Annotated in this window: 11 protein-coding genes and 1 pseudogene; 6 read left to right on the forward strand and 6 right to left on the reverse strand. The window is 52.1% G+C overall.

Features of this window, described 5'->3' with window-relative positions; translation table 11 throughout:
• Positions 1-27: 27 nt before the first annotated feature.
• Both parC and Q7T66_RS08395 read left to right on the forward strand, forming a co-directional pair.
• Positions 28-2,358, forward strand: a complete 2,331-nt coding sequence (gene parC / locus Q7T66_RS08390; RefSeq protein WP_304932881.1) for a DNA topoisomerase IV subunit A — start codon at positions 28-30, stop codon at positions 2,356-2,358.
• A 25-nt stretch (positions 2,359-2,383) separates the two neighbouring features.
• Complete coding sequence (locus tag Q7T66_RS08395) at positions 2,384-3,571, forward strand: MBL fold metallo-hydrolase (protein WP_304932882.1); 1,188 nt, start codon at positions 2,384-2,386, stop codon at positions 3,569-3,571.
• Between the two features lie 96 nt (positions 3,572-3,667).
• Here the strand turns inward: Q7T66_RS08395 and Q7T66_RS08400 are convergent, their stop codons facing one another.
• The 4 genes from Q7T66_RS08400 to Q7T66_RS08415 all read right to left on the reverse strand — a co-directional run bounded on the left by Q7T66_RS08400 (position 3,668) and on the right by Q7T66_RS08415 (position 7,223).
• Positions 3,668-4,864: a PLP-dependent aminotransferase family protein gene (locus Q7T66_RS08400; protein ID WP_304932883.1), complete on the reverse strand. Its 1,197-nt coding sequence runs from the start codon at positions 4,862-4,864 to the stop codon at positions 3,668-3,670.
• An 81-nt stretch (positions 4,865-4,945) separates the two neighbouring features.
• Entirely contained in the window at positions 4,946-5,404 is a 459-nt protein-coding gene (locus Q7T66_RS08405) for a RidA family protein (protein ID WP_304932884.1), read from the reverse strand.
• 278 nt (positions 5,405-5,682) lie between these two features.
• Complete coding sequence (locus Q7T66_RS08410) at positions 5,683-6,558, reverse strand: DMT family transporter (RefSeq protein ID WP_304932897.1); 876 nt, start codon at positions 6,556-6,558, stop codon at positions 5,683-5,685.
• 74 nt (positions 6,559-6,632) lie between these two features.
• A complete protein-coding gene (locus tag Q7T66_RS08415) occupies positions 6,633-7,223 on the reverse strand; it encodes a LysE family translocator (protein ID WP_304932885.1) in 591 nt (196 codons plus the stop codon).
• A 128-nt stretch (positions 7,224-7,351) separates the two neighbouring features.
• Between Q7T66_RS08415 and Q7T66_RS08420 the strand changes: the two genes are divergently transcribed.
• The 3 genes from Q7T66_RS08420 (at position 7,352) to Q7T66_RS08430 (ending at position 12,110) form a co-directional block, all read left to right on the forward strand.
• Positions 7,352-8,863 (forward strand): PLP-dependent aminotransferase family protein, encoded by a 1,512-nt coding sequence (locus Q7T66_RS08420; protein ID WP_304932886.1) that lies wholly within the window; start codon positions 7,352-7,354, stop codon positions 8,861-8,863.
• Between the two features lie 166 nt (positions 8,864-9,029).
• A complete protein-coding gene (htpG, locus tag Q7T66_RS08425; RefSeq protein ID WP_304932887.1) occupies positions 9,030-10,958 on the forward strand; it encodes a molecular chaperone HtpG in 1,929 nt (642 codons plus the stop codon).
• A 141-nt stretch (positions 10,959-11,099) separates the two neighbouring features.
• On the forward strand, positions 11,100-12,110 hold the full coding sequence (locus Q7T66_RS08430) for an alpha/beta fold hydrolase (RefSeq protein WP_304932888.1): 1,011 nt from the start codon (positions 11,100-11,102) through the stop codon (positions 12,108-12,110).
• A gap of 92 nt (positions 12,111-12,202) precedes the next feature.
• Here the strand turns inward: Q7T66_RS08430 and Q7T66_RS08435 are convergent, their stop codons facing one another.
• Together Q7T66_RS08435 and Q7T66_RS08440 are read right to left on the reverse strand one after the other, a co-directional pair.
• Positions 12,203-15,214 carry an FAD-binding and (Fe-S)-binding domain-containing protein gene (locus Q7T66_RS08435; protein ID WP_304932889.1) on the reverse strand — a complete coding sequence of 1,004 codons (3,012 nt, stop codon included), beginning with the start codon at positions 15,212-15,214 and terminating at the stop codon, positions 12,203-12,205.
• Positions 15,215-15,319: 105 nt separating this feature from the next.
• On the reverse strand, positions 15,320-16,537 hold the full coding sequence (locus Q7T66_RS08440; RefSeq protein WP_304932890.1) for an alanine--glyoxylate aminotransferase family protein: 1,218 nt from the start codon (positions 16,535-16,537) through the stop codon (positions 15,320-15,322).
• 293 nt (positions 16,538-16,830) lie between these two features.
• Here Q7T66_RS08440 and Q7T66_RS08445 point away from each other — a divergent pair.
• A pseudogene (locus tag Q7T66_RS08445) lies at positions 16,831-17,004 on the forward strand (GntR family transcriptional regulator); the annotation flags it as partial.

Here is a 17,004-nt window from a genome sequence, read left to right on the forward strand (position 1 = left end):
CTCTGCAAAACACTACGCAAAATAATAATGACTGATCAAGCTAATCTTTTTGACACTGCAGCACCTGCCGATGGCGGCGAATCGCTGACACTGGCAACCTTTGCCGAACGCGCTTATCTGGATTACGCAATCTCCGTGGTCAAGGGCCGTGCCCTGCCGGACGTCTGCGACGGTCAGAAGCCAGTGCAACGTCGCATCCTGTTTGCGATGAATGAATTGGGATTGAATGCCAGCGCCAAGCCGCGTAAATCGGCTGCAGTGGTTGGTGACGTCCTCGGTAAATTGCATCCGCATGGCGATCAATCGGTGTATGACGCGCTGGTGCGTATGGCGCAGGATTTTTCGCTGCGTTATCCATTGATCGATGGTCAGGGTAACTTCGGTTCACGCGATGGCGACGGTGCAGCGGCGATGCGATATACGGAAGCACGCCTGACGCCGATTGCAAAATTGCTGATGGAAGAAATCGACATGGGCACCGTCGATTTCCAGCCCAACTATGACGGCTCGACCGAAGAACCAAAATTGCTGCCTAGCCGCTTGCCTTTCGTCTTGTTGAATGGCGCATCCGGTATTGCGGTCGGTATGGCGACTGAAATCCCTTCGCACAATTTGCGTGAAGTCGCGAGCGCCGCGGTCGCCATTATTCGCAATCCAAAATTGACACATGAAGAATTGCTGGCGATCGTGCCTGGCCCGGACTTCCCGGGTGGTGGCCAGATCATTACCTCGCCAACCGCAATCAGCGACATTTATCGCAGCGGCCGCGGTAGCGTCAAGGTTCGTGCAACGTGGAAGATAGAAGACATGGCGCGCGGTCAGTGGCAAGCTGTCGTCACCGAACTGCCGCACGGCACTTCGTCGCAACGCGTTCTGGAAGAAATCGAAGAGCTGACCAATCCAAAAATCAAGCTCGGCAAAAAATCGCTATCGCCGGATCAACTCGCATTGAAGCAAACCGTATTGTCGATGCTCGATACGGTGCGTGATGAATCAGGGCGCGAAGCGCCTGTGCGTTTAGTCTTCGAACCGAAGTCGAAGAATCAAGATCAGACCGAATTCACCAACATGCTGTTGGCGCATACCTCGCTGGAAACCAGCGTATCGATCAATCTGGTAATGATAGGCGGCGACGGCAAGCCGCGCCAAAAAGCACTCGGCGATATCCTGCGCGAGTGGATCGATTTCCGTTTCACGACGATCACCCGCCGTTCGCAATTCAAGCTGCAAAAAGTTGAAGACCGCATCCATATTCTGGAAGGCCGAGAAGCGATTCTGCTGAACATCGACAAGGTCATCAAGATCATTCGCGAATCGGATGAGCCGAAACCGGCATTGATGGATTACTTCAAATTGTCGGAACGCCAGGCTGATGACATTCTAGAAATCCGACTGCGCCAATTGGCGCGTCTGGAAACCATCAAGATTCAGCAAGAGCTGGCCGAATTGCGCAACGAAAAATCAACGCTGCAAGATTTGCTCGACAATCCATCGTCGATGAAGCGCCTGGTCATCAAGGAAATCGAAGCTGACGAAAAACAGTTCGGTGACAAACGCCGCACACTGATCGAAGTCGCAGAAAAAGCCGTCGTCGAAACCAAAGTGATAGACGAACCAGTCACCGTCGTCATCTCGCAAAAAGGTTGGGTACGCGCACGCACAGGCCACGGCCACGACGCAGCACAATTCACCTTCAAGGCAAGCGATGGACTATACGACACCTTCGAATGCCGCACTGTCGATACGCTATTAGTATTCGGCTCCAATGGTCGCATCTATTCGGTACCTGTGTCTGCCCTGCCCGGTGCACGCGGCGATGGCGTACCAATCACTACACTGGTCGAATTGGCGAGCGGCACACGCGTGTTGCATTACTTTGCCGGCCCGGCCGACGTTACGCTCTTACTCGCATCGACTGCAGGTTATGGCTTCACTGCAAAATCGGGCGACATGGTCAGCCGCACACGCGGCGGTAAATCGTTCATCACACTTGATGATGGAGATGAACCATTGACACCACGTCCGGTGATTGCAGGCGCTAGCGCGATTGCCTGTTTATCTGAAAAAGGTCGCGTGCTGGTATTCGGTATCGATGAAATCAAATCGCTGACCGCTGGCGGTCGCGGTGTGATTTTGATGGAACTGGAAAAGAACGAGAAGCTATTGGCAGCGCAACCGATCAGCCAACGCGGCGTGGTCGTGTCCGGAATTGGACGCGGCGCCAAAGCGCAAGAGATATTGCTGTCTGCTTCCGGTTTGCAAGTCCATATCGGCAAGCGTGCACGCAAAGGCAAGGGACTGGAATCGAAAATCAAGGCGACAACCTTGACTCCGGTGACGAAAAACAGCGCTGAATAATTAGCTGCAAATCCATGGCGCGGCGATGTCGCGAATGAACATGCAAGAGCACGACACAGAGAATGAAAACAAGATCATGCAATCAGCTGATCAAAACATTCCTGCTGCATTGAAGCGTTCATTCGTTCGACGGCATCGCCTCGCCATTGCGCTACTAAGTACTATTGCGATCGCTGCCAGTGTTGTGTCTTGCTCGAGGCCCAACCCGTATTACGATGCAAACATCCCGCATCGCGCGCAAGACGGTTTCAAGAATAATTATCTGCAAGGCGATATCGGCGGCTCATTTCTGAAGTGGCAATGGGAGCGCCTGTCGCAAGGTCTGCCTAAACCACCAGCCGACGGCTATCACTTCCCTATCGTTAAACCTGAACCCGGCTGGCTGCAAGCGAACAAGACGGCGACGACTGCAACCTGGATAGGCCACGCAACCGTGCTGCTTCAGGTACGCGGCGTAAATATCCTGACCGATCCGGTGTGGTCGGATCGCGCGTCACCTTTTACTTTCATCGGCCCGCAACGCAAGGTGCCGCCTGCGCTCGATTATTCTGAATTGCCGCACATCGATGTCGTGTTGATTTCGCATAATCATTACGATCATCTCGACAAGGCGACCGTAATCAAGCTGAATGAACAGGCTGGTGGCGCGCCGCTGTTCCTGGTGCCTTTGGGCATCAAGAGTTGGATGGCCGACATCGGCATCACCAATGTGCAGGAACTGGATTGGTGGGACAAGACTGCAGTTGGCGGTCTGGATTTCAACTTCGTGCCGGTGCAACATTGGTCGGCACGCGGCTTGACCGATAGATTCAAAACCTTGTGGGGCGGCTGGGCAGTTCAGACTCAAGATGCAGTTGCGCAGAATGCCAAGAACAAGCCTTTTTCATTTTTCTTTGCAGGCGATACAGGTTTTTCAAAAGACTTTGAAGATATCGGAAAACGTTTTGGCAGCTTCGATCTGGCCTTGTTGCCGATCGGTGCGTACGCGCCGCGCTGGTTCATGAAGGCGCAGCATGTCGATCCGGGCGAAGCGGTAAAAATACATCAAGAAGTGCACGCTGGACGCTCTATCGCGATCCATTGGGGCACGTTTGAACTGGCAGACGAATCGATAGACGAACCGCCGAAAGCGCTGGAGCAGGAATTGAAGAAAGCGAATATTCCAGCGGATCGTTTTGTCGCGCTGAAGCATGGCGAGATGATGCGCTTTTGATCGATTAGCTCGAAACATTGCGTAGAGTATGCCAATGACTTGCATAAAAAAAGCGGACTCAAAGTCCGCTTTTTTATTTGGTATTACAGTTATCGATTACTTCAACTTCGCCGCAATCAATTTCGCCAACTTCGAAACACCTTCACGAATTTTCTCAGGCGGCACCGTAACAAAGCTCAAGCGCAAAGTATTTTTCTGCGGTTCATTCGCATAGAAAGGTGCACCTGGAACAAAGGCCACGTTTTGCGCAATCGATTCTTCCAGCAACTGCATGCCGTCGATATGTTCAGGCAAGGTGACCCAGATGAACATGCCGCCTTCCGGTTTGTTCCACGTCACACCGGCCGGGAAAAATTCGGTCAACGCATCCAGCATCACTTTGCATTGATTCGCGTACAGCGTGCGTATCGAGGGAATGTGCTTCGCGAGGAAGCCATCCTTGATCGCTTCGTATACCACCATCTGCGTCAATTGTGAGGTGTGCAAATCAGCAGCTTGTTTCGCTTGTTCTAGCTTGCGTACCAGCGGCACTGGCGCAACGACATAACCAAGACGAATGCCAGGCGTCAGCACTTTGGAAAACGATCCCAGATAAATCACGCCGCTAGGATTCATCGTCAGCATCTTCGGCAATGGTTCGCCGTTGTAGCTTAGCGCGCCGTATGGATCATCTTCTATCAATGGCAGACCAAGACGTGCGCAGGTTTCTACCAATGCAAAACGACGCTCGACCGACATTGTGCGGCCAGTCGGATTTTGAAAATTCGGCAGCGCATACAAGAGGCGTGCGCCGTCGGCGATTTTTTCAACTTCTTCCGGCAGCAAACCGAAATCATCGGTAGGAATCGAAACGAACTTGGGTTGATACACCGAGAATGCTTGCAACGCGCCAAGATAACTAGGCGTTTCCACCAATACCTTGCTGTTATCTTCAATCAAAACCTTGCCGAGCAAATCCAGCGCTTGCTGCGAACCCGACACCATCAAGACTTGATCCGGCGTGATCGTCACACCAGGTATCGACAATGAATCGGCAATCCACTCTCGCAAAGGCGCGTAGCCATCGCTAGGACCGTATTGCAACGCGACCTTGCCCTGACGCGACAAGACCGTATCGAAGGCCGCCTTCATGTGCTCGACCGGGAAAGTTTCCGGCGATGGCAAACCACCGGCGAAGGAAATGATGTCCGGGCGCATCGTGATTTTCAGGATTTCGCGGATGACCGAACTTTGCAGTTGCTCTGCGCGGTGTGCGAATTGCCATTTGATCGGCGTTGGATTTTCGATTTTCATTATTGCGATGCTTTATAACTACGGTGTGATGACCAGGACGTTACTCAATACGGCGACGTCAATATTCTTAATTAAATATTCTCAATTTACTTCAGCGATCAATTCGATTTCTACGCAAGCGCCTAACGGGATTTGCGCCACGCCAAATGCCGAACGTGCATGCTTGCCTTGTTCGCCAAAGATTTCGCCGAACAGTTCGGATGCGCCGTTGGTGACCAAATGTTGTTCGGTGTAATCCCCAGTCGAATTAACCAGGCTCATAACTTTGACGATGCGTTTGACGCGATTTAAATCACCGCCGCATGCTGCTTGCAAGGTCGCGATCAGGTCGATAGCGACGCCGCGCGCTGCAATCTTGCCTTCTTCCGTCGTCATGTTTTTACCCAACTGACCGACCCACGGTTTGCCGTGCTTCTTGGCGATATGGCCGGACAGGAAAATCGTGTTGCCGCTTTGCGCAAACATCACATATGCCGCGGCGGGGGTCGCCACTGCCGGCAATTCAATGTTGAGCGCTTTCAGTTTTTCGTAAAAAGACATGCAAACTCCAGAATAGATGATGTCATTTCCACGTCGGTAGAAATGACAAATGAACAGGTGTCCGTGAAATGCAAATGCGGCGACAACGCGCATCTTGCAAAAGTGGCATTATGAAATGGCACAGTCACGACAGGAATACGCGTGATTATCTCAAATCCGCGGCATTTCTTGCCAACTATCGACGCGATGCAGCCAGACAGACGAATTGCACCGAAAAACGAATTGCGAGGCGACAGCCACATGATACCAAGGCAAGGCGTTTTCTGTTGATTTGCTGCTCAAGTCCGGCGTTTAATTGCCATTTTTTTACCAGCGGCGACGACTGAAATAATCGCGAGCGCAAAAAGGAAGGTGCGTAGTTCCAGCGCTTCACCAAGAATCGCAGCGGCGCCAAGCAATGTCAGGAAGGGTTGTATCAGTTGCACTTGGCCGACGCGCGCAATGCCGCCCAATGCCAGCCCTTTATACCAAAAGAAAAATCCGATAAACATAGAGAACAACGACACGTAAGCAAAGCCAACCCAAGCGCTAGGCGATGCCTTGACGCCGTAATGAAAGGCCAGCCAGATCGTCACCGGCAACACGATAGGCATCGATAAGACCAGCGCCCACGAAATCACTTGCTGGCCGCTCATCGACTCCGACAAGCGTCCGCCTTCTGCGTAACCCATCGCCGCCGCAATTACGGCAATCAGCATCGCCAGATCGCCTAGTTGAAACGAGCCGCCGCCCTCTTCCACCGCAAAAGCCGCGACCAGCCCACTGCCAATCAGCGCTGTAATCCAGAATCCGATTGAAGGTCTTTCGCCAAATCGCAAAGCGCCGAACAAGGCGGTCGCCAACGGCAAAATGCCCAACATGATCGCGCCATGCGAAGCGGAAATCTGGCTCATCGCTATCGATGAAAACACCGGAAAGCCAACCACCACACCCGAAGCAATGATGAACAATGATTTCAATTGCGCTCGGGTAGGTCGCGGCGCATTAGTCCACCACAGCAGCAACACGGAACAACAGGCCGCAACCACTGCGCGCCCAAGCGCCATCAATACTGGATTCAATTCCGCCACTGCGACACGCGTGAACGGCAAGGTCAGGCTGAAGATGGCAATGCCGATCGCGCCCAGCCACATGCCTTTTGTTTCTGATGTCATAGCTTTCATGTTGTTCGGCACTTTAGCATCCGCGACGACGCTATCGGCTAGTGCGCCCTGGCTGTCGTGCGCGCTCATGACCAGATCGCCAATGCGGAATACAGCGTCAACGCGATCATGATGGCGCAAAAAAGGCGCTGCCATTTTGCTTGCGTCAGATAGTGACGCAACATTGCACCTGTCGCCGCCCAGACACTCAAACACGGCAAATTGATCACGCTGAATAACAGGCAAAATACCGCTATTGCAAACCAGACCGGCTGCATAGTCGGCAAAAAGGCCGACGCACCCGTCACTGCCATCACCCACGCTTTAGGATTCGCGAATTGAAAAAGCGCAGCACCGATAAAAGACATAGGCCGCGCGTCGTCTTCATCGCTGCGACTGAACGCCATGCTGCGTAATTGCCACGCCAGATAAACCAGGTAAGTCGAACCTAGCGTTTTCAACAAGGTATGCAATACCGGCATCGCAATAATCAGGCTACCAATGCCTACGGCGCAGAGCGCCAGTATCACGCCGAAGCCAAAGACGACGCCCAACATGTGTGGAATACATTTCGCAAAACCAAAACGGATACCTGACGACGTCAGCATGATGTTATTCGGCCCCGGCGTGATCGACGATACAAAAGCAAAGACGGCAAGCGGCAACAAAGAGTCCATATTGGTCCAATAGGATGACAAGAGATGTATGCATCGTTCGTTATTTTTATAGTCAAAACATCCTAATCGACAAAACCAATACAGTACCAGTACACTTAAGGAATTAATCTCTCGACTGTCATGGCAATATGACCAATACAGCTAACTCTCGCAGCAACGCCGCGGCTTCTATTTCAACGGCGACTTCAGCAGCTACAGATATGCCGCGCCCCTTGTTATCGCGCCAGGCTGATAGCTCGCTGATCGAACAAATCGTAAAGCTGGTGACCGCGCGCATAGACGATAAATTGCTGCGCACCGGCGCGCGCATGCCGTCGATACGACAGTTTTCGGACGAGCATGGGGTCTCGCGCTTCACCGTGGTGGAAGCGTATGACCGATTGGTCGCAGGTGGCTTGCTTGAGTCACGACGTGGTTCAGGTTTTTATGTGCGTGATCGCGCGCCTATGCTGGCATTAAGCAAATCAGGCGCACCTCGTCCAAACGCCGCGCAAGCGCAACGACTGGATGTGGTCTGGCTGGTGCGCAATATGTTCCGTCAACTACCACCGGGAAAAATGCCCGGCGTTGGCTCACTGCCGAACGAATGGCTGGATGCAGAGTTGGTTGGGAATGCTCTGCGCTCGGTCAGTCGGCAAAACCAAAACATGCTGCTGCAATACGGTACGCCGCAAGGTTTTTTACCTCTGCGCCAGCAACTGCAATTGAAAATGGCGGAGCTGGAAATTTCCGCCACGCCGGATCAAATCGTCACCACGTCCGGTGTCACGCAAGCGCTGGATCTGGTGGCGCGCCATTACATCCAGCCAGGCGATACCATTTTTGTCGACGATCCCGCATGGTTTTTAATGTTCGGATCGTTCGCAATGTTGGGAGCCAAAGTGGTCGGCATTCCGCGTCTGTCGGACGGTCCAGATATCTTCAAACTGACCGAGCTGGCCGCATTACACCGACCGAAATTATTCGTCATCAACTCCGTCCTGCACAACCCAACATCGACTTCGCTGTCGGCCGCCAAGGCGTTTCAGGTGTTGAAAATTGCCGAGCAATACGACTTCATGATTGTGGAAGACGATATTTATTGCGACATGCATCCTGGCACAACGGTACAAGCGGCGACGCGCATCGCCGCGCTGGATCAATTGAATCGCGTTATTTATCTGGGGGGATTTTCAAAAACGCTGGCGGCCAATTTGCGAGTCGGCTTTATCGCGACCTCGCACGAAATCGCACGCGACCTGGCCGACCGCAAAATGCTGGCCGCATTGACCAGCACTGAAATCACCGAACGCGTGGTCTACAAAGTTTTGGCGGAAGGACATTACCGCAAACACAGCGATCGCCTGCGCAGCAAGCTGGATGCCGTACGCGACAAGACCGCACGGCAAATGGAGCGCATAGGCGTCAAGATCAATTTCAACACGCCGGCCGGCATGTTTCTCTGGACCGACATGGGATGCGATACTAATGTCCTCACGGAGAAAGCAATGGCGGAAGGCTATCTACTGGCGCCCGGCAGCCTGTTCTCACCTAGCCAACTGCCGTCGAGCTATATGCGTTTCAACATTGCTGCAATGGGCGATCCAGGACTCTTGAAATTTCTTGAGCGAACCATAGATCAGCTGCGCAGCAAGACTTGAAATTGCAGCTTTCGCCCCAATTTCCGACGAAACGTTTGAAAGTCTGACTCAGGTCTGGCTTACTCGCCGCCCGCGCAATATGATTCAGGGTTGGTGAGTGAGCGAAAGACTTTCAACATTGCTTACACAGTAAAACCCACATTATTTTTTGACACTCGAGGACAAAATGGCCGCATCCGAACAAAAAAATCCAGAAAAGCAAACCCTGGGCTTTCAAGCCGAAGTAAAACAATTGCTGCAACTGATGATTCATTCCTTGTATTCCAACAAGGAAATTTTCCTTCGTGAGTTGATCTCCAATGCATCCGATGCTGCCGACAAACTGCGCTTCGAAGCAATCGACAACAGCGCATTGTTCGAGAACGATCCTGAACTGAAAATCACGGTCAGCTTCGACAAGGAAAAACGCACCATCACCATCAGCGACAACGGCATCGGCATGTCGCGCGAAGATGCGATCGAACATCTGGGCACTATCGCCAAATCCGGCACCAAGGAATTTTTCTCGCGTCTCTCCGGCGACCAGCAAAAAGATGCAGCACTGATTGGTCAATTCGGCGTCGGCTTCTATTCCGGTTTCATCATCGCGGATCGCATTACTGTCGAAACACGTCGCGCCGGTTCACCAGCCAATGAAGGCGTGCGTTGGGAATCAGAAGGCGCAGGCGACTTCACGGTTGAAGCGATCGACAAAGCGACACGCGGCTCCGACATCATCCTGCACTTGCGCGAAGGCGAAGACGAATTCCTGTCCTCATGGAAATTGAAATCCATCATCCGCAAATATTCCGACCATATCTCGCTGCCTATCATGATGGCGAAAGAAGAGTGGGACGAAGAGAAAAAAGCAACCGTTACCCGTGACGAGCTGGAAACCATCAATCAAGCCAGCGCCTTGTGGGCACGCAACAAGAGCGACATCACACCTGAGCAATACGTCGAATTTTACAAACACGTCTCGCATGACTTCGGCGAACCGCTGACCTACACGCACAACCGCGTCGAAGGTCGCAGCGAATACACGCAACTGCTGTACATCCCATCGCAAGCACCATTCGATCTGTGGGATCGCAACAAGCGCGGTGGTATCAAACTGTACGTCAAACGTGTCTTCATCATGGACGACGCTGAACAATTGATGCCGGTGTATTTGCGCTTCGTTAAAGGCGTGATTGATTCTGCTGATCTGCCACTGAACGTCTCGCGTGAAATTTTGCAAGAGTCGCGTGACGTCAAAGTGATACGCGAAGGTTCAACCAAACGCGTGCTGTCTATGCTGGAAGAACTCGCCAACAGCGACGAGCAAGCGGACAAAGATAAATACGTCACGTTCTGGAATGCCTTCGGCCAAGTCTTGAAAGAAGGCATAGGCGAAGACGCGACCAACAAGGAACGCGTCGCCAAACTGCTGCGCTTTGCGTCGACCACTGGCGACAGCGATGCGCAAACCGTGTCGTTCGCTGATTACGTCTCGCGCATGAAAGAAGGCCAAACCAAGATTTTCTACGCGACCGGCGAGTCATACAACGCTGCGAAGAACAGCCCACATCTGGAAATCTTCCGCAAGAAAGGCATCGAAGTTTTGTTGCTGACAGATCGCGTTGATGAATGGATGTTGTCCTACCTCGAAGAATTCGAAGGCAAGGAACTCGCATCGGTAGCCAAAGGCGATCTCGATCTCGGCCAACTGGAAGACGAAGCAGAGAAAAAGCAGCATCAGGAAACCGAAGACCAATACAAGGAATTGGTAGGCAAGATGCAAACTGCACTCGCCGACAAAGCGAAAGAAGTGCGCGTCACATTCCGCCTGACCGACTCACCAGCCTGTTTGGTCGCCGACGAAAACGAATTGTCCGGCAACCTGCTGCGCATGTTGAAAGCGGCTGGTCAAAATGCACCTGATGCAAAACCAATTCTGGAAATCAATCCGGATCATCCGTTGGTACAACGCTTGAAATATGAAACAGCGAAGTTCGACGATTGGTCGAATATTCTGTTTGATCAAGCCTTGTTGGCAGAAGGCGGCAATTTGAATGATCCTGCTGGATTTGTTAAGCGTTTGAACGAGATGTTATTGGGCTTGGCTGGAAAATAATTTTTCCTTGCCATGTTCAAATAAAAAGCCACGCTAGCAATAGCGTGGCTTTTTTCATTGAGGATAAAGTTTTACTCAGGAACCAAATCGGCAAAGCATCACTCTAGAAAGCGGCCAATTGATTTTTTCCTGAGGATTATTATGCGTACACGACTGACTCGCTTTCTTTCCATTGCTATCCTGAGTGCGAGCTTACCCGCTATTGCGTGGTCACAGGAAGGACCATCCTATGGCGCAGAGTTGCAGGGCTTCGACTATCCATACCCAGTGAAAAGTTATGCCTTTACTTCTCAAGGTAAAGATCTGCATATGCGTTACATGGATGTGGCGTCAGCCAAGCCGAATGGGCGCACCGTGGTACTCATGCATGGCAAGAATTTTTGTGCGGCGACATGGGAAGGTACGATCAAGGCATTGACTAACGAGGGCTATCGCGTCATTGCAGCGGACCAGATTGGCTTTTGCAAATCGACCAAGCCTGATCACTATCAGTACAGCTTCCATCAACTCGCTACCAACACACACGCCCTGCTGGAAAGCTTGGGCATCAAGCGCGTCACAGTGATGGGCCATTCGATGGGCGGCATGTTGGCGACACGTTATGCCTTGCTGTATCCGCAGCAAACAGAGCAGTTAGTGATGGTTAATCCTATCGGTTTGGAAGACTGGAAAACGCTAGGCGTACCGTATCGAACAGTCGATCAATGGTATGAAAACGAACTCAAGACGAATGCAAAAGGCATACGCAGCTATCAGCAAAATACCTATTACGCCGGGCAGTGGAAATCTGAGTTTGATCGTTGGGTCAACATGCAAGCGGGCATGTATAAGGGCGACGGTAAAAACATCGTGGCGTGGAATTCGGCGCTGACTTACGAGATGGTTTACACGCAACCAGTGGTCTATGAATTTCCTACCTTGAAGGTACCCACTCTGCTGCTGATAGGGACGCGAGACAACACGGCGATAGGAAAAAATCTCGCGCCGCCGGAGCAACGTGAAAAACTGGGTAACTATGCGGTGCTAGGCAAGCAGGCAGCGAAGGCGATACCGAATGCGACACTGCTTGAGTTTGATGACCTCGGCCACTCGCCACAAATCCAGCAGCCAGAACGTTTTCATGCAGCGTTGATGCAAGGTCTGCTGAAATAAAATAATGGGGCGGGCAATACTTCACTAAAGGTGAAGCCTGCCCCCACCTGCCCTACTCGTTGTTGGATGCCCATCCACGTCAATCAAACCAACTAACGGCCCAATGACATCGCCAAGACACGCGCTACATGCAATGCATTTTGCTGCGTACCGTCTGCGATCTGATGGCGGCAACTAGTGCCATCGGCGACGAAGATCGTTCCAGCTTCGGCTTCGCGTATTGCAGGGAACAATGACAACTCACCCATTGCCTGTGACGCATCATAGTGCTCGGCTTCATAACCAAAACTGCCAGCCATGCCGCAACATGAGGATTCGATCAAAGCGACATCGAGTTCAGGAATCCACTTCAAAACTGCTTGCACAGGACGTACTGCATCAAACGCTTTTTGGTGACAGTGACCATGCAACGAGGCCTTGTTTGATGTTAGTGGTTTGAGATCCAGAAGCGCGAGATCGATTCTTCCCGCTGTCTGTTCCTTGACCAAAAATTCCTCGAACAGGAAAGCGGATGTCGCGAGTTTTTTCGCTTCATCGCCATAGCCGTAGCTTAAAAATTCATCGCGCAGTGACAGCAAGCACGAAGGCTCCAGGCCGACCACCGCAACGCCACGATTGACGAAAGGCATCAACGCATCAAGAGTACGACGCGCTTCTTTTTTCGCTTCTTCCACCAGGCCGGCAGAAAGAAAGGTACGACCGCAACAGAGTGGGCGTTCATTCGCCTTGATGTTCAAGTGCACGGTATAGCCAGCAGCTTGTAGCACTGCTTGCGCGGCTACGGCGTTCTCCGGCTCCATGTAATTGTTGAAGGTGTCGACGAAGAGCAGTACTTCTTTTCCGCCTTCGCCTGTCGCTTCATTTTGCTGCGACAGAAACGAAGTTTTGAATTTTGGAAAAGCGCGTTGCGGTGCGAGACCGACGAATTTCTTCACCCAACCCGCGACCCAAGGCAAGCGCTCACCTGCCGCAAGCAAGCCACCGATACGGCTGGCGTATGGCGCATAACGCGGCATGAAGGCCACCATGCGATCACGCAAGGTGCTGCCGTGTCGATCGGCCCAAGCCGCACGTGCTTCTATCTTGACTTTCGCCATGTCGACGCCGGTTGGGCAATCGCGTTTGCAGCCTTTGCATGAGACACACAGATCCAGCACTTCTTTCACTTCCGCACTGGCCAAACCATCGTCGCCCAACTGGCCCGAAATCGCCAGCCGCAAGGTATTGGCGCGGCCACGTGTGACGTGGCGTTCATCTTTGTTGATGCGATAACTCGGGCACATGGTGCCGGCGTCGAACTTGCGGCAATGACCGTTGTTGTTGCACATCTCGACTGCCTTGGCCAATCCGCCGGTGCGATCATCGCCAGTGCCGGGTGCGGTTTCCAATCCGCTGGCCGGATCGCGCGTAACGTTCCACGCGGACCAATCCATTTTGGTTTCTATAGGTAGTTCGCGATAACCCGGAGCGAAACGGAAATTGCTCTTGTCGTCCATCTTCGGCGGACGCACGATCTTGTCGGGATTGAATCGATTGTCTGGATCGAACAGGTCCTTGATTTCGCTGAAGGCCTGATTCAGTTTTGGGCCGTATTGCCATGCCACCCATTCGCCGCGGCACAAGCCATCGCCATGCTCGCCCGAATACGCACCTTTGTATTCACGCACCAATGCCGATGCTTCTTCCGCAATCGCGCGCATGTCGGCTGCGCCATTGCGTCGCATATCGAGTATTGGACGCACGTGCAAGGTACCGACACTGGCGTGCGCGTACCAGGTACCTTCAGTTTGATATTTGTGGAAAACCTCGGTCAGGCGTTCGGTATATTCCGCCAGATGCACCAGCGGCACCGCGCAATCTTCAATAAAGGAAACTGGTTTGCCATCGCCCTTCATGCTCATCATGATGTTGAGGCCGGCCTTGCGCACATCCCACAATGCTTTTTGTTCGTTGGCATCGACCATGTTCGTCACAGATCCGGGCAAGCCGAGATCGCTCATCAAATCAGATAATGCAGACAGTCTTTCAACCAACTCTGCTTTGCTGTCACCGGCAAATTCAACCAGCAGAATTGCCTGCGGTTGACCGACTAATGCTTTTTCGATGACAGGTCTGAATGCAGGATTGCTGAGCGACAGATCGATCATCGTGCGATCCACCAATTCAACCGCGGTAGGCGTGAGCTTGACGATGTGTTGCGTCATGTCCATCGCCTGATAGAAGGTCGGGAAATTAATTACGCCGAGAACTTTAGCCGCAGGTAAAGGTGCGAGCTTCAGCGTGATCTGGCGGCTGTAGGCGAGCGTGCCTTCTGAACCGACCAGTATGTGTGCGAGATTGGCGCTGCCGTCGTCGGTATAGGCAAGTGGATTCTGGCAATCGAATAGATCGATGTTGTAGCCGGCAACGCGGCGTAAAACTTTAGGTACACGTTCGATGATTTCGTCGCGTTCGCGTGTGGCAATCTGCTGCAAACCCTGCACGATTTGTTGAACGCGCGCGTTCTGCGCCATGTTTTCCAAGGTTTCGAAACGGGCTTGCGTGCCATCTGCGAGTACTGCATCAATGCCGCGCACGTTGTGCACCATGTTGCCGTATTCGATGGAACGAGATCCGCAAGAATTGTTGCCCGTCATGCCGCCTATAGTGCACTGCGCGGCTGTCGATACGTCTACAGGAAACCACAAGCCATGTGGTTTGAGCCATGCGTTCAGATGATCGAGAACCATGCCGGGTTCGACCGTGATGCTCAGTTTTTCTTTGTCAAAATCGATAACCTTATTCAGCCATTTGCTGTTATCGATGACCAACGCTTCGCCTACCGTTTGCCCGCACTGACTAGTACCGCCACCGCGCGCGAGTATCGGTGTTTTTTCTGAACGTGCAATGGCCAGACAAGTCAGCAGATCGTCTTGATCACGCGGAACGACGACACCGACAGGCATAATTTGATAGATCGATGCATCCGTTGCATAACGACCGCGGTCAGCCTGACTAAACAACACATCGCCACGCAATTCTTTGTGTAGCAATCTGGCCAATGGGCTAGCTGAAGACAAGCCGATAGTATTAGCTGGAGCAAAATGGAGTGGCTTGACGAGCATGGCACTATTTCCTTGTTGAAGCGATCGCAACACTTGAACGCGAACTGAGCACGTTGCTGATTTTGGTCATGAACCTTTTTCAGCAACGCGTTGCAACACTTCTGATCAAGCCGCGATTTTCAATGCAGGGATTTTTTGTGTAGCCAAATAATCCATCGCTGCAGTGACGCCACTAGCCTTGATCGTGATGCCGGAAAGCTTCAGTCCCATCTCGACGCCGGCCAAGGTTGCCATCAAGGTCAAGTCGTTTGCTTCACCCAAATGACCGATGCGGAACATGCGACCTTTCATCTTGCCGAGACCAGTGCCTAGCGACATATTGAATCGTTCATAAATCGTTTTGCGCACGACGTCGGCGTCTATGCCTTCCGGCGTCATGACGCCAGTCAGTACTGGCGAGAAAACGTCAGGATCTGCGCACTGCACTTCCAGTCCCCATGCATTGACTGCAATGCGGCAGGCAGCAGCCAAACGTTGATGACGTGCGAAGGTATTCTCCAAACCTTCATCCAAAATCATCTCTAACGCTTCGGACAAGCCGTAGAGCAAATTGGTATTCGGCGTGTATGGCCAGTAACCGGTTTTGTTCATCTCGATGATTTCGTCCCACGCCCAAAATGCGCGCGGCAATTTGGCTGTCTTGCTGGCGGCGATCGCTTTTTTGGAAACCGCATTGAAGCTGATACCAGGTGGCAGCATCAAACCTTTTTGCGAACCCGATACGGTGACGTCTACGCCCCATTCGTCATGACGATAATCGGCAGATGCCAAGCCGGAAATTGTATCCACCAGCAGCAATGCTGGATGACCAGCCGCGTCGATGGCTTTGCGTACAGCAGCGATGTTGGATGTGACGCCGGTCGAGGTTTCATTGTGTACAACGCACACTGCCTTGATGAGATGACCGGTATCGGCGCGCAGACGTGCTTCGATTGCATCGGCTTGAACGCCGCGACGCCAACCTTCTATACCTGGCAGGCCGATGAACTCAGGCTTGAGGCCGAGTGCTTCTGCCATTTTTTTCCACAGTGTTGCGAAATGTCCTGTCTCGTACATCAGTACCGTATCGCCTGGGCTGAGAGTATTCGCAAGAGCTGCTTCCCACGCGCCGGTGCCGGACGCTGGATAAATAATGACTGGTTGCGTGGTTTTGAAAATTTTCTGCATGCCTGACAAGACTTTCAAACCGAGCGCGGCGAATTCCGGACCGCGATGGTCGATGGTCGGATAGCTCATCGCACGCAGGATGCGATCCGGCACTGGGCTAGGCCCTGGGATTTGCAAAAAGTGACGGCCTGCTGGATGAAAGTCTAGTTTGATCATTTCAATCTCCGTGAATAAATCTAATAATTGGATATTGCATACAAAATACTATAGCAAGCGATTTTTGATTAGTAAAGGAATTTGAAGCTTTAATAAAAGCTATTGCTAAAGTAGAGACAAACCTGAAGACCATCCACTCGGCCTCGCCTCCTGAATAGTCAATAAAAATGAGGCGCAAGCCTTGCGTCCCAATTTGCATTTTTTGTTGTTGTAGCTATATGAAATACGTTTCAGCAGGCGCTGTCATACCGACACAATTCGATTAAAATATGGCATTACCTTCCGGAATTAGTATGCAAAATACATTCAACATCAACGAACCAACCAATAACGCTCCCGATCTTCCTCGTATGGAGCGGCAGCGATTGCATGATGTGGTTGTTGAACATTTGCAAAACCTGATCATCGAAGGCGTGTTGGCTCCCGGCACCAAACTCAATGAGCGTGAAGTGTGCGAACGCTTGGGA

It is taken from the genome of Herminiimonas sp., from assembly GCF_030655415.1.

Excerpts from the sequence above, each read along its gene's own strand:
- htpG (WP_304932887.1), top strand. The coding sequence starts at position 9,030 with ATGGCCGCATCCGAACAAAAAAATCCAGAAAAGCAAACCCTGGGCTTT.
- Q7T66_RS08430 (WP_304932888.1), top strand. The coding sequence starts at position 11,100 with ATGCGTACACGACTGACTCGCTTTCTTTCCATTGCTATCCTGAGTGCG.
- Q7T66_RS08440 (WP_304932890.1), bottom strand. The coding sequence starts at position 16,537 with ATGATCAAACTAGACTTTCATCCAGCAGGCCGTCACTTTTTGCAAATC.
- Q7T66_RS08420 (WP_304932886.1), top strand. The coding sequence starts at position 7,352 with ATGACCAATACAGCTAACTCTCGCAGCAACGCCGCGGCTTCTATTTCA.
- parC (WP_304932881.1), top strand. The coding sequence starts at position 28 with ATGACTGATCAAGCTAATCTTTTTGACACTGCAGCACCTGCCGATGGC.
- Q7T66_RS08405 (WP_304932884.1), bottom strand. The coding sequence starts at position 5,404 with ATGTCTTTTTACGAAAAACTGAAAGCGCTCAACATTGAATTGCCGGCA.
- Q7T66_RS08400 (WP_304932883.1), bottom strand. The coding sequence starts at position 4,864 with ATGAAAATCGAAAATCCAACGCCGATCAAATGGCAATTCGCACACCGC.
- Q7T66_RS08395 (WP_304932882.1), top strand. The coding sequence starts at position 2,384 with ATGTCGCGAATGAACATGCAAGAGCACGACACAGAGAATGAAAACAAG.
- Q7T66_RS08410 (WP_304932897.1), bottom strand. The coding sequence starts at position 6,558 with ATGACATCAGAAACAAAAGGCATGTGGCTGGGCGCGATCGGCATTGCC.
- Q7T66_RS08415 (WP_304932885.1), bottom strand. The coding sequence starts at position 7,223 with ATGGACTCTTTGTTGCCGCTTGCCGTCTTTGCTTTTGTATCGTCGATC.
- Q7T66_RS08435 (WP_304932889.1), bottom strand. The coding sequence starts at position 15,214 with ATGCTCGTCAAGCCACTCCATTTTGCTCCAGCTAATACTATCGGCTTG.